We start from the raw sequence: 12,069 nt of genomic DNA, 5'->3' as shown, positions 1-12,069 counted from the left end.
TTCCTCGGTAGAAACTGCTTCCCTCAGTAGTAAACCACTAATGCGGCGTTATGGCCGGGCAGGAGGGGCCGCCGGCTCAGGTAGCCTGTGATTGATGACATACCTCCCGGGTCTCAGCCAGCCCGCGCCCCCAACGGTGGTGGCGTGGAGTTCTGACATGACTGCCTACAATTTCGGTCCGGGCCATCCGATGGCGCCGGAGCGGATGGACCTGACAGCCCGCCTGGCCGGCAGCCTGGGTTTGTTCGGCCTGGACCACGTCGTGGTGGAAGCGCCCGAAGTGGCGGACGACGCCGCGCTGGAGTCGGTGCATTCCGCAGACTTTGTTGCGGCGGTCCGCAGGGTCAGCGCCAACCCAGCGGAGCCCGATGAGGCCCGCGGGCTGGGCACGGAAGACGATCCCGCCTTCGCCGGCATGCATGAGGCGGCAGCCCGGCTGGCCGGCGGTTCGCTGCTGTCAGCTTCCCGGATCCTGGACGGCTCCGCGCTGCACGCGGTTAACTTCGGCGGCGGCATGCACCATGCCGCCCGCGAACGGGCCAGCGGGTTCTGCATCTATAACGACGCTGCACTCGCCGTGCAGAAGCTGCTCGACGGCGGCATCAGCAAGGTGGCATATATCGACGTCGACGCCCACCACGGGGACGGGACGGAGAGCATCTTCTGGAATGATCCCCGTGTGCTCACCATTTCGCTGCACGAGAGCGGCCTTACGCTCTTCCCCGGAACCGGATTCGCCAATGAGATCGGCGGTCCGCAGGCCGAGGGGACGGCGGTGAATGTCGCCCTGCCGTCAGGGACGGGGGATGCCGGCTGGCTTCGCGCCTTCCACGCGGTGGTGCCGCAGCTGGTGGCCGCTTTCCAGCCGGAGGTGATCGTCAGCCAGCACGGGTGCGACTCCCACCGCACGGACCCGCTGACACACCTCAACCTCAGCGTTGACGGCCAGCGCGAGGCCGCATCCGCCGTCGGCAGTCTCGCCGCCCGGCACTGCGACAACCGCTGGATCGCCACCGGGGGCGGCGGGTACAACGTTACGGACGTGGTCCCGCGGTCCTGGAGCCACCTGATTGCCATCGCGTCAGGGCGGCCCGTGCCGCTGCGCACTCCCGTCCCGGAGGACTGGCGCGCCTATGTCCTGGCAAAATTCGGCAGGGACGCCCCCCTCCTGATGGGCGACGACGTGGAACTGTGGTGGCGGTCCTGGGAAGTGGGCTTCGACCCCAACGATGCCGTGGACAGGACGGTCATGGCCACGAGGAAGGCAGTCTTCCCGCTCCACGGGCTGGACCCCTGGTTCGACTGACCGCGGGTTCGACCGGTGCCGGTTCAACTTCCATGCGCTGATTGCCTGGTCAGCTGCTCGGCTTTTCCGTCTGGAACACCACCCCGGCAGCGCCGATGAGCCAGCCCAGCAGGGACAACGCGAAAGCGCCGATCAGGTCCGTTGATGCCGTCCCTTTGGCCAGCCAGAGCAACAGGACAGCCCGTGACCAGGGCCCCGTTGAGCGGCGGCGCCACCGTGCGTCCGTCCGGCACCCAGAATCCGACGCGCAGCAGCACCGCGCCCCAGACCGCCACGAAAAAGCCCAGGAACACGAACGCGATGATATTGAACAGTTGCTGGCGAAGGAACTCCATCACCACCCACCCCTCAAACCGTGGTGGCCGCCGCGCGGGAATCCGGGCAGCAGTGACACCGTTCTAGCACTGCCGGGAAACCGGGGCAATGGTGACGGGTACCGGCCGAAATAGTTGATGCCTTTGGGCGTATATGTCGCTAGGGTGGGAGGCATGGTGACAGACGACGTATTTGCCGTCATAGCGGAATCGACCCGGCGGGACATCCTCGTCTCCCTCCGTTCCGGAGACAAGGCCGTGGGCGAACTGGTGGAGGAACTGGCGGCAAGCCAGCCCACCATTTCCAAGCACCTCAAAGTCCTCCGCGAAGCCCAGCTGGTGAGCATGAGGGCCCAGGGGCAGAAGCGCTACTACGCACTGAACCGTAAGCCGCTGGAGGGGATTGCCAGCTGGCTGGAAACGCTCGACGTCGGTTCGGCGGCACCGGCGCCGGCTGCGGCAGCCGGCGCGGCCCCGGCCGCAGCCACTGACGCCAAGCGGGCCGAACCTGCGCCCGCGCAAGCCAGGAAGGCGGCTGCCGCACACAAGGAGGCCGCGACCGCCGGCGCAGTAGCGGCCGAGGCTGTGTCCGCCGGAGTCTTGGCGAGGGACGGTGCGGACCTGAGTCCCGCCGTCGTGATTCCCGGCGGAACCACCGCGCCACTGAGTGATGACAGCGTGCCCCAGCAGATCGGCAGGACCGTGGGGCGCGCCGCCACCAGGGCCGCGGATCTCCTGGCCAACCTCCCCAACCTGCCGAAGTTCGGCCGGAAGAAGTAGCTCTTAATCCAACTGACTCGCAGTTGACGCATTCAAATCCGGATTTCGGTGCGTTAACTGCGAGCCAGTTGGGCGGGGCTTAGTTGTTGAGCAGGCGCACGTGGTCCGGGGTCAGCTCGGAGATCTTGCTGGCGCCCAGCAGCGCCATGGTGCGGGCCATGTCCTTCTCGAGGATCTGCAGGGTGCGGTCAACGCCCGCCCGGCCGCCGGCCATCAGGCCGTACAGGTAAGCGCGGCCGATCAGCGTGAAGTCGGCGCCCAGGGCGAGGGCTGCCACGATGTCCGCGCCGCTCATGATGCCGGTGTCCAGCATGATCGCCGCATCCGTGTTGTCCTTGGTGAAGGCTTCCTTGACCTCGGGGAGCAAATGGAACGGGATGGGGGCCCGGTCCAGCTGGCGGCCGCCGTGGTTGGACAGGATGACGCCGTCCGCTCCATGGTCAACAACCCGGCGGGCATCCTCCACGGTCTGGATGCCCTTGACCACCAGGTTGCCCTTCCAGGTTTCGCGCAGCCAGTCCAGGTCCTCGAACGTCAGGGTGGGGTCGAACATGGAGTTGATCAGGTCCGCCACGGTGCCGGTGTAGCGGGACAGGGAAGCGAAGGTCAGCGGCTCATGCGTGAGGAAGTTGAACCACCAGGCGGGCCGGTAGGACGCATCAAGGACAGTCTTGATGGTCAGCGCCGGCGGGATGGTCATGCCGTTGCGGACATCGCGGAGGCGGGCGCCGGCGACGGCGGTGTCCACGGTGACCATCAGCGTGTCGTTACCCGCCTTGGCGGCGCGCTCGATCAGTTCCAGCGAGCGGTCGCGGTCCGTCCACAGGTACAGCTGGAACCAGTTGCGGCCGTTCGGTGCGGCGGCGGCAACATCCTCGATGGACGCGGTGCCCATGGTGGACAGCGTGTAGGGGATGCCGGCGGCCTCGGCTGCCTGCGAACCGGCGTACTCGCCCTCGGACTGCATCATCCGCGTGAAGCCGGTGGGCGCGATCCCCACCGGAAGGCGGGACGGCTTGCCCAGGATGTCGGTACTGAGGTCGATCGCGGAGACGTTCCGCAGGATGCCGGGCCGGAATTCGATGTCCAGGAAGGCCTGGCGTGCACGCCGAAGGGTGATTTCCGCTTCGGCGGCGCCGTCCGTGTAGTCAAAAGGCGCCTGCGGGGTGCGGCGCTTTGCGATGTCCCGCAGCTCCCAGACCGTGCTGGCCCGCTTGAGCCGGGCTTCCTTGCTGAACTCCGGCTTCTTGAACTGCATCAGCGGAGCCAGGTCCGAGTACTTCGGGATGCGGCGCTTCAGCGCCGCCGGCACGGCAGCGGCGGCCGGGGGAGCGGCCGGTGCCTGGGTAGTGGACGGGGCGGGCGGCGTTGTGGCCGGAATATCCGTCGCGTCCGGTGCGGGAGTTGCTTCCGGATTGTTGGGCTGGATGGTGTGGGTCATGGCGTCCTCCATTGGCCGGCAGGTCCGCATCCGGGACCTCCTGTGGTCTAACCACACTGTAGGCCATGTGGTCCAACCACATCAAGTACCATTGCCCTATGCGGACGCACCAGCTTGTTTTGTCGTGGATCGAAAATGAGCTTTCGGAGGGCAGGCTGACCGTGGGCGGCCGCCTTCCGGCCGAGCGCACGCTTGCGGAACAGCTGAAGGTCTCGCGAACGTCCGTGCGCGAGGCCATCAGGATCCTTGAGGCGATGGGCGTGGTCCGGGCCGGGGTCGGCTCGGGTCCGGAGGCCGGCACGGTGGTCATTTCGGATCCCACGGCGGCCCTCGGCTCTGCCCTGCGGCTGCACGTTGCAACCCAGCACCTTCCGGTGGCGGACATCGTGGAAACCCGGGTGCTCCTCGAGTCCTGGGCCGCGTCGAAAGCCAGGCCGGACGCGCCGGAGCTGGAGACAGCCGCCGCCTTGCTGGACCAGATGGCCGCGGAAGGGCTTGCCGTCGACGAGTTCCTGGCGCTGGACGTCCGGTTCCACCTTGCCCTGGCCGACGCCGCCGGCAATGCCGTCGTGAGCGCCATGATGGGATCGTTGCGCGAATCCATCCAGAGCTATGCCGCGCAGATCACCTCCAGCCTCCCCGACTGGGAGGACACGGCATCGCGGCTGAAGTCGGAGCACGGCGGCATCCTCGCCGCCATCAGGAATGACGACGGCGAACGGGCGGCAAGGCTCGTTGCCGCCCACATCCAGGGCTACTACAAGGAAGCAGGACTGGATCCGGCGGAGGCCCGGCCAGCCCCGTGAGCGGATGTCAGCCGTGCACCGCGGTGCGGGCGGCCTTGGCCGGGCCCGTGCTGGCCCGCACTTCGAGCCTCGGCTGGTAGCGGCTGCCGGGAGTCTGGCTCGCTTCATTCCGGATGAGGGCCCGCAGCTGGTGCCATGCCTCCGCCCCCAGCTCGGTGATGGGCACCGCTGCCGTGGTGAGCGTCGGCGTCGTGTATTTGGCGAAGGGGATGTCATCAAACCCGGTGACGGAGATGTCGCCGGGAACGTCAAGGCCGCGCTCGTGCAGCCCGCTCATCAGGCCCATGGCCACGAGGTCGTTGAAGGCCAGGATCCCGGTGGCACCGCTCTCCAGCACCGCGTCTACTGACCCATGGCCGGTGTCGAAATCGGAGCCGCCTTCAAGCATGGTGACCTCAACATGCGGATGGGCGGCCTTGAACGCCTCCAGGCCCTGGAGCCGGAGGTTGTTGGACGCGCTGCGGGGAGGCCCTGCCAGGAAGGCGAGGCGGGTATGCCCGAGCTCTACCAAATGTTCGGCGATGTCCTGCACGCCCTGGCCGTAGTCCACCACCAGGCTGGGAACATCGGCGGCTGCCGTGGTGCGGTTGATCAGCACCAGCGGGCGCAGTGACGGGGCCAGCTCTTCCAGCTCGGCGTCGCTCATGCGCGGAGCGCACAGGACCAGGCCATCGCAGCGCCGCCGCGCCTCACCCGCAAGGATGGACTCCTCGCTGGAGACTTCAAAGGAGTCGGCGATGAGGACGCGGTAGCCGTCCTGGGCGGCCGCCCGGCTGAGGCCGCGGAGGATGGCCTGGAAAGTGGGGTTGGCCAGGTCCGGCACCACGATGCCGATGGTGTCGGTCTTGCCGAGGGCCAGGCTTCGTCCCACCGGGTTGGGCTGGTACTTCAGGTCAGCCGCAGCTGCCTTCACGCGGGCGGCGATCTCAGGGTCAACAGTGAAGTTGCCGTTCATGACGCGCGAAACCGTGGCGTGCGAGACGCCCGCCTTGAGGGCAACATCCGCGATGCCGATCCGGCCGGAAGCCGATTTCCTGACCATAAGTGGCCCCTTCCTCAGCGCCGGAGCCGGCAGGCCCGGGCGCAGTCCGCTGGCGGGGGTACCCGGCCAACTCCTTGTCGACGTACTAGTCAGAGCATGTCGTACGTGAAAGCATATAACGGGACGGGAAAGCGATTTCTCTTCTTTTCCCGAATTTTCCCGCACGGTTTTCCCGGCTTTTCCCGTGCGGCCGCCGCGCCGGGGTAGAAAACGCTTTCTCACAACGCTGCCAATGGTTGACGGATGGGCGGTCCGGTTGATAGAACTCATATAACGAATCCGGAAAGCGTTTTCTCACGCCTCGTCAGCATAGAACCGGATCAACCCCGAACAACGGCCCGGCGGGCCGGATTTAAGCCTTCGAAAGGGACCCTCATGGTCAACACAGCCGAGTCGACTTCTGCTTCAGAGGCCCGGTCCGAGTCCGCGGACGGCCTTCACGCCGTTCCCGGCGCCCAAGCTGCTGCCGCCCGCCGGGGCGGAAAGGCCCGCATCGCCCTGATCGGGACCGGCGGGCGCTCCGAGATGTACATCCGCGCGATCTTCGGCAAGCACGCAGATACCGCCGAACTGGTGGCGTTCTCGGATGTAAACCCCGGCCGGGTGGAGTTCTACCAGCAGCTCATCCAGGAACTCGGCGCCCCGGGACCCGTTGCGTCCTTTGATCCGGCGGACCTCACAGCCTTCATCCAGGCCAACAACATCGACCGGGTCATCGTGACCACGCCGGACTACACCCACGCCGATTACATCGTGGAGGGCCTGCGCGCCGGGGCGGACGTCGTCGTCGAAAAACCCCTCACCATCGACGCCGAGGGCTGCCGCCGCATCACCCAGGCCGTGCACGAGACCGGCCGCAACGTTGTGGTCACCTTCAACTACCGCTATTCGCCGCGCAACACCGCACTGAAGGGGATCATCCAGAGCGGCGTGATCGGCAAGGTCACGTCCGTCGACTTCAGCTGGGTGCTGGACACCGTCCACGGCGCGGACTACTTCCGCCGCTGGCACCGCGAAAAGAAGAACTCCGGCGGCCTGCTCATCCACAAGGCGTCCCACCACTTCGACCTGGTGAACTGGTGGATCGACGACGTCCCCGAGCGCGTGTTCGCCTCCGGCGGGCTGAAGTTCTACGGTGACACGAACGCCGCCGAGCGCGGCCTGGGCCCCCGTCCGGAGCGCGGCACGCCCGACGCCGATGCTTCCGCCGCCGGAACAAGCACCAGCGCGAAGGACCCCTTCGCGCTGGACCTGCGGGAGGACGAGCGGCTCAAGGCGCTGTTCCTGGACAACGAGCACTACGACGGCTACCGCCGCGACCAGGACGTCTTCACCGGCGGCATCACCATCGAGGACAACCTCGCACTCGTGGTGGAGTACCAGGGCGGGCCCCGCCTGAGCTACTCGCTGAACGCCCACAGCCCCTGGGAGGGCTATCGCGTCGCAGTCAACGGCACCGAGGGCCGCGCCGAGCTGGAAGTCGTGGAACGCGCCGCCGTGCTGCACAGCACGGACAAGAAGACTGTGGTGGACCCCAGCGCCACCCCGGTGGAGGAAGAGGACGCCATCCGCCGCAACGGCGAACGCCTGGTGGTCCAGCGCCACTGGGAAGCCGCCTACGAGGTGCCGATCGTCAACGGCGAAGGCGGACACGGCGGCGGCGACGAGCTCCTGCTCTCGGACCTCTTCAACGGTCCGGGCGAGGACCCGCTGGGCCGCCCCTCCGGTTACCTGGACGGGCTGAGGTCGGTGTCCGTGGGCATCGCCGGCAACCGCTCCCTCGAGACCTCCCTGCCCGTACGCATCGCGGACCTGGACCTCGGCATCGACCTCCGCCGCGGCAAGTGACCGGCCCGAGAACCTGAAGGAACAACCATGAGCAGGATCTTTGTCACCGGCGGCTCCGGCCGGCTGGGACGCAGCGTGGTGGCGGGGCTGGCCGGCAAAGGCCACCAGGTCATCTCCGTGGACCGCGACGCCGTCCCGGCGGACCAGCTTCCCGCCGGGGTGGTGCAGGAAACCGCCGACCTCCTGGCGCCGGGCGAGGCGCCGCGCCTCCTCCGGGAAACCACGCCCGACGCCGTCATCCACCTCGCTGCGATCGCGGTGCCTTTCAGCGCGCCCGAGGACGTCATCTTCGCTACGAACACACGCCTCGCCTTCGCCGTGGTCAGCGCCGCGACGGAAGTGGGCGTGCCGAAGATCGTCACCGCCAGCAGCCCCACCGTGCTGGGCTACGGCGCACCTGCGGGCTGGCTGCCGCCGTCGTTCCCGCTGGATGAGCGGACCCCGCCGAAGCCGTGGAACGCGTACGCGCTCTCCAAGCTCATCGCGGAGCAGACCGTCCAGGCCTTCGCGGCAGCCCAGGGCGAAAAGATCCGCTACGCGGCGTTCCGCCCCTGCTACGTGATCTCCCCGGAGGAGTGGGAAGGCGCGCCCACCCAGCAGGGCCACACCCTTGTGGAACGGCTGGCCGACCCCGCCCTCTCCGCACCCGCCCTGTTCAACTACGTGGACGCCCGGGACGTGGCGGACTTCCTCGATTTGCTGCTGGACAGGATGCCGTTCATCCCCAACGGGGAAACCTTCTTCGTCGGAGCCGCTGACGCCCTCGCCACCGCGCCCCTGGCCGAACTGATGCCAAAATTCCTGCCCGGAAGCGAAGTCCTCAGCGCAGGGCTCACCGGCACCAGCCCGGCCTTCTCCATCGCCAAAGCACAGGAACTCCTGGGCTGGCACCCCGCGCGCAGTTGGCGCACGGAACTCAAGTCCCGTTCCACCCTCAACGACGAGAACTCCGCGCTGGTCAGCACCGGCGGCGGAGCCAAGGAGACACCATGAAATTCGACGGCGTACTGTTCTTCCCCGTCACCCCGTTCACAGCCGTTGGTCCCGTCGACGTGGAACTGCTCAAAGAACACATCAGCTCGCGGCTTCCGTTCGGGCCGGGCGGCGTTTTCCCCGCCTGCGGCACCGGCGAATTCCACGCCCTCAGCATCGACGAGATCCGCATCGTAGTCGCTGCCGCCGTCGAGGTTGTTGCCGGAAAGGTGCCGGTAGTAGCAGGAGCCGGCGGACCCCTGGGCCATGCCCTCGCCGCCGCCCGCGCTGCCGAAGAAGCAGGCGCGGACGCGCTCCTGGTGCTGCCGCCGTACCTGGTCACCGGCCCCACGGACGGTCTGGTGGCCTATGTCGAGGCCGTGGCCAACGCCAGCGGCCTGCCGGTCATCGTGTACCACCGCGGCAACGCCAGGTTCACGGCCGCATCCATGACCAGGCTGGCCGCCAACCCCAAGGTCATCGGCTTCAAGGACGGGCTCGGCGACGTTGGCCTGGCCCAGGAAATTGTGTCCGCGGTCCGCGCCACGGGACGCCCGGACTTTGCGTTCTTCAACGGGCTGCTGACCGCCGAACTGACCCAGGGCGCCTACCGCGGACTGGGGATCCCGCTGTACTCGTCCGCCGCGTTCGCCATGGCGCCGGAAATCGCCACGGCCTACTACCACGCCTACGAAGCGGGCGACGAGGACCGCCGGAACGCCCTGCTGGAAGGCTTCTACGCGCCGCTGGTTCGGCTCCGTGACCAGACTCCGGGCTTCGGCGTTTCACTGATCAAGGCAGGCCTGCGCCTGGGCGGCCTGCCGGTGGGCCCCGTGCGCCCGCCGCTGGTCGACCCCACCGAGGAGCAGTTGGTCCAGCTGAAGGCCATCCTCGCCAGGGGCTACGAGTTGGCCGGCCGCTGATGGGCGCCCCGGCCGCCGAAGCGGTGCGCACCGCACCGCGCATCACGGGCCTCACCACCCGCCTCATCACGGTTCCGCTGCGCCGCAGCTGGGGCGTGGAAGCACCCGAAAACCACGTGATCGTCACGGAGATCCACACGGACGACGGCGGCGCGGGGCACGGTTTCTCCTGGACGCCCACCATCGGCCCCCAGGCGGTTAAGGCACTGCTGGACCATGACATTGCGCCTTTCGTCGCCGGCTTGCCGGCCAACCCCGAGGTGGTGTGGGACGCGCTGTGGAAACGGCTGCATGAGGCCGGCGGCGGGGGACTGACCACCATCGCGATGGCCGGGGTGGACCTTGCCCTCTGGGACCTGCAGGCCTCCCGCGCCGGAACCTCCGTCACCGGATACCTCGGCCAGCGGCAGGAGTCTGCCGAGGTCTACGGCTCCGGGGTGAACCTGCACTACACACTTGACGAGCTGGTGGCGCAGGCCGAACGCTGGGTCGCGGCCGGGCACCAGGCAGTGAAGATCAAGGTGGGCAAACCCGACCTGCGCGAGGACCGCGAACGTGTTGCCGCGGTCCGCTCCGTGCTGGGGCCGGACCGGAAGCTCATGATCGACGCGAACCAGCGGTGGGACCTGCCCGCCACCTTCCGCGCCCTCGACGTCCTGTCCGAATTCGGGCTGGAGTGGCTCGAGGAACCCATCCGGGCGGACGATCTCTGGGCGTACCGGCGGCTCCGCAAGCATTCACCGGTGCCGATTGCCCTTGGCGAAAACCTGCACACCGTCTACCGGTTCCGCGATTTCATTGAGGCGGAAGCGGTGGACATCATCCAGCCCAACATCGTCCGGGTGGGCGGCATTACCCCGTTCCGGCGGATCGTTGAGCTGGCACGGACCAACAGCATCAGGGTCATGCCGCATCTGCTGCCCGAACTGTCCGGGCAGCTGGCCCTGACCCTGGCGGAGCCCACCATGGTGGAGGACGTCGAAGAGGCATCCTTCGAACAGTTGGGGATCCTGGCCGGCCCGTCGCCGGTCCGGTTCAGCAACAACCGGGTGAGGCTCACGGACCAGCCGGGGCTCGGCTTCCGGTTCACTGACAACCCGCAGACCTAATCACGACGAACAGGATCCCAGTGACTACTGCAACCCTTTCCCTTACCGAGCTCACGGCTGCGGCCACGAAGGCAGCGAAAGTTTCCGCGGCTGCCTCGGATGCCCGGCGCGCTGCCTGGCTCAACGCTGTGGCCGATGCTTTGGACGCCAACGCCGCCGAGCTCGTCGAGATCGCGGATTCCGAGACCAGCCTGGGCGCCGCCCGCCTCACCGGCGAAGTGGCCCGCACCACCGGCCAGCTGCGCCTGTTCGCCGGGGTGATCACCGAGGGCACTTACCTTGAGGCCATCATCGACCACGCGGATCCGGACTCCACCCCGCCCAAGCCGGACCTGCGGCGCATCCTGCGGCCCATCGGACCGGTTGCGGTCTTCTCCGCCTCCAACTTCCCGTTCGCCTTCTCGGTTGCCGGCGGCGACACTGCCTCGGCCCTGGCCGTGGGCTGCTCCGTGATCGTCAAGGCGCACTCGGGCCACCTCCGGCTGTCGGAACGGACGGCGGAGATTGTGGCAGAGGCGCTTCGCGGCGCGGGCGCTCCGGACGGCCTGTTCGCCCTGGTGAGCGGCCGCGAAGTGGGAACAGCGCTGGTCCAGGACCCCGCCATCAAGGCCGTGGGCTTCACCGGGTCCATCCCCGGCGGCCGCGCCCTCTTCGACCTGGCCACGTCCCGCCCCGATCCCATCCCGTTCTACGGCGAACTGGGCAGCCTCAACCCGGTAGTGGTCACGGAGGCAGCCCTGGCGCAACGCCCGGACCAGCTCGCTGCCGGGCTTGCAGGGTCCTTCACCCTGGGCGCCGGACAGTTCTGCACCAAGCCCGGCCTGGTATTCATCCCGGCTGGCACAGACTTTGCCGCGAAAGTGGCGGCAGCCAGCAAGGACAAGCCTGCCCTGGGCATGCTCACCAGCCGGATTGCGGAGGCCTACCCGGACGGCCTGCGCAGCTTCGCGTCCGTGGAGGGCGTGAAGGTGGTCAGCGGCACCGTGGACCAGGACGCAGTGTCCGACGGCGCCGCACCCGTGGTCTTTTCCACCTCGGCGGCAAAGGTCCTGGAGCGCCCCGGGGAGCTGCTGGAAGAGTGCTTCGGCCCCACCACCATGCTGATCGAGTACTCGGGCCAGGAGGAGCTGTCCGCGGTCCTGGCCAAGGTGCCGGGCAGCCTCACCGCCACCGTGCACGCCCAGCCGGGCGAGGACGTGTCCGGCCTAGTCGGCCAGTTGTCCGAGCTGGCCGGCCGCGTCCTCTTCGACGGCTGGCCCACCGGTGTGGCCGTCAACTGGGCCCAGCAGCACGGCGGCCCCTACCCGGCCACCACCTCGCTGTTCACCTCGGTGGGCGCGACGGCGGTCCGCCGCTTCCAGCGTCCGGTTGCCTACCAGGATGCGCCCGAAACGGTGCTGCACCCGGCCCTGCACGAAAGCAACCCGCTGGGCATCCCGCGCCGGGTCGACGGGGAACTCGTACTTCCCTGACAACGCTCTCCCACTTAATGTCGGTTTAACCGAAACGCTCTATCAGTTGGTGCCGG

At 68.0% G+C, this 12,069-nt stretch carries 11 protein-coding genes; 8 read left to right on the top strand and 3 right to left on the bottom strand.

All coding sequences use genetic code 11. From position 1 onward, the window contains the following. The first annotated feature begins 94 nt into the window (after window positions 1-94). Window positions 95-1,306 carry an acetoin utilization protein AcuC gene (locus ACQ3DC_RS04440; protein ID WP_157241166.1) on the top strand — a complete coding sequence of 404 codons (1,212 nt, stop codon included), beginning with the start codon at window positions 95-97 and terminating at the stop codon, window positions 1,304-1,306. A 23-nt stretch (window positions 1,307-1,329) separates the two neighbouring features. On the opposite strand, the gene ACQ3DC_RS04435 is transcribed toward ACQ3DC_RS04440, so the two are convergent. Further along, entirely contained in the window at window positions 1,330-1,644 is a 315-nt protein-coding gene (locus ACQ3DC_RS04435; protein ID WP_430751650.1) for a hypothetical protein, read from the bottom strand. A gap of 150 nt (window positions 1,645-1,794) precedes the next feature. Here ACQ3DC_RS04435 and ACQ3DC_RS04430 point away from each other — a divergent pair, with 150 nt between their 5' ends. Beyond that, window positions 1,795-2,400 (top strand): ArsR/SmtB family transcription factor, encoded by a 606-nt coding sequence (locus ACQ3DC_RS04430; protein WP_430751649.1) that lies wholly within the window; start codon window positions 1,795-1,797, stop codon window positions 2,398-2,400. Between the two features lie 79 nt (window positions 2,401-2,479). Here ACQ3DC_RS04430 and ACQ3DC_RS04425 read toward each other — a convergent pair whose 3' ends face one another. Continuing rightward, window positions 2,480-3,841, bottom strand: coding sequence for an alpha-hydroxy acid oxidase (locus ACQ3DC_RS04425; RefSeq protein ID WP_321214372.1), 1,362 nt, complete (start codon window positions 3,839-3,841; stop codon window positions 2,480-2,482). Between the two features lie 98 nt (window positions 3,842-3,939). Here ACQ3DC_RS04425 and ACQ3DC_RS04420 point away from each other — a divergent pair, with 98 nt between their 5' ends. Next, entirely contained in the window at window positions 3,940-4,647 is a 708-nt protein-coding gene (locus ACQ3DC_RS04420) for a FadR/GntR family transcriptional regulator (protein ID WP_157241172.1), read from the top strand. 7 nt (window positions 4,648-4,654) lie between these two features. Here ACQ3DC_RS04420 and ACQ3DC_RS04415 read toward each other — a convergent pair whose 3' ends face one another. Next, window positions 4,655-5,689, bottom strand: a complete 1,035-nt coding sequence (locus ACQ3DC_RS04415) for a LacI family DNA-binding transcriptional regulator (protein ID WP_157241174.1) — start codon at window positions 5,687-5,689, stop codon at window positions 4,655-4,657. A gap of 375 nt (window positions 5,690-6,064) precedes the next feature. On the opposite strand from ACQ3DC_RS04415, the gene ACQ3DC_RS04410 reads away from it, so the two are divergent. From ACQ3DC_RS04410 to ACQ3DC_RS04390, 5 genes are read left to right on the top strand one after another with little or no spacing between them, the layout of a single operon-like run. Further along, on the top strand, window positions 6,065-7,537 hold the full coding sequence (locus ACQ3DC_RS04410; protein WP_430751648.1) for a Gfo/Idh/MocA family protein: 1,473 nt from the start codon (window positions 6,065-6,067) through the stop codon (window positions 7,535-7,537). A gap of 27 nt (window positions 7,538-7,564) precedes the next feature. After that, the gene (locus ACQ3DC_RS04405) at window positions 7,565-8,530 is read left to right on the top strand and encodes an NAD-dependent epimerase/dehydratase family protein (protein ID WP_430751647.1); all 966 of its coding nucleotides are present in this window, start codon (window positions 7,565-7,567) and stop codon (window positions 8,528-8,530) included. After that, window positions 8,527-9,432: a 5-dehydro-4-deoxyglucarate dehydratase gene (locus ACQ3DC_RS04400; RefSeq protein WP_430751646.1), complete on the top strand. Its 906-nt coding sequence runs from the start codon at window positions 8,527-8,529 to the stop codon at window positions 9,430-9,432. Before ACQ3DC_RS04405 ends, ACQ3DC_RS04400 begins: the two co-directional genes overlap by 4 nt. After that, window positions 9,432-10,541: a mandelate racemase/muconate lactonizing enzyme family protein gene (locus ACQ3DC_RS04395; protein ID WP_430751645.1), complete on the top strand. Its 1,110-nt coding sequence runs from the start codon at window positions 9,432-9,434 to the stop codon at window positions 10,539-10,541. The genes ACQ3DC_RS04400 and ACQ3DC_RS04395 overlap by 1 nt, the downstream gene beginning before the upstream one ends. A gap of 20 nt (window positions 10,542-10,561) precedes the next feature. After that, window positions 10,562-12,013 (top strand): aldehyde dehydrogenase (NADP(+)), encoded by a 1,452-nt coding sequence (locus ACQ3DC_RS04390; RefSeq protein ID WP_430751644.1) that lies wholly within the window; start codon window positions 10,562-10,564, stop codon window positions 12,011-12,013. Window positions 12,014-12,069: the final 56 nt, after the last annotated feature.

Source organism: Paenarthrobacter sp. NEAU-H11 (assembly GCF_050573415.1).
In the GTDB taxonomy this organism is placed as follows: domain Bacteria; phylum Actinomycetota; class Actinomycetes; order Actinomycetales; family Micrococcaceae; genus Arthrobacter.
Note: the sequence above shows the minus strand (reverse complement) of the source record. Positions and strands in the feature narration are given on the sequence as shown.

Bases quoted from the DNA above. Each gene is read 5' to 3' on its own strand.
- ACQ3DC_RS04420 (WP_157241172.1), top strand. From the start codon at position 3,940: ATGCGGACGCACCAGCTTGTTTTGTCGTGGATCGAAAATGAGCTTTCG.
- ACQ3DC_RS04440 (WP_157241166.1), top strand. From the start codon at position 95: ATGACATACCTCCCGGGTCTCAGCCAGCCCGCGCCCCCAACGGTGGTG.
- ACQ3DC_RS04400 (WP_430751646.1), top strand. From the start codon at position 8,527: ATGAAATTCGACGGCGTACTGTTCTTCCCCGTCACCCCGTTCACAGCC.
- ACQ3DC_RS04395 (WP_430751645.1), top strand. From the start codon at position 9,432: ATGGGCGCCCCGGCCGCCGAAGCGGTGCGCACCGCACCGCGCATCACG.
- ACQ3DC_RS04425 (WP_321214372.1), bottom strand. From the start codon at position 3,841: ATGACCCACACCATCCAGCCCAACAATCCGGAAGCAACTCCCGCACCG.
- ACQ3DC_RS04405 (WP_430751647.1), top strand. From the start codon at position 7,565: ATGAGCAGGATCTTTGTCACCGGCGGCTCCGGCCGGCTGGGACGCAGC.
- ACQ3DC_RS04410 (WP_430751648.1), top strand. From the start codon at position 6,065: ATGGTCAACACAGCCGAGTCGACTTCTGCTTCAGAGGCCCGGTCCGAG.
- ACQ3DC_RS04415 (WP_157241174.1), bottom strand. From the start codon at position 5,689: ATGGTCAGGAAATCGGCTTCCGGCCGGATCGGCATCGCGGATGTTGCC.
- ACQ3DC_RS04430 (WP_430751649.1), top strand. From the start codon at position 1,795: ATGGTGACAGACGACGTATTTGCCGTCATAGCGGAATCGACCCGGCGG.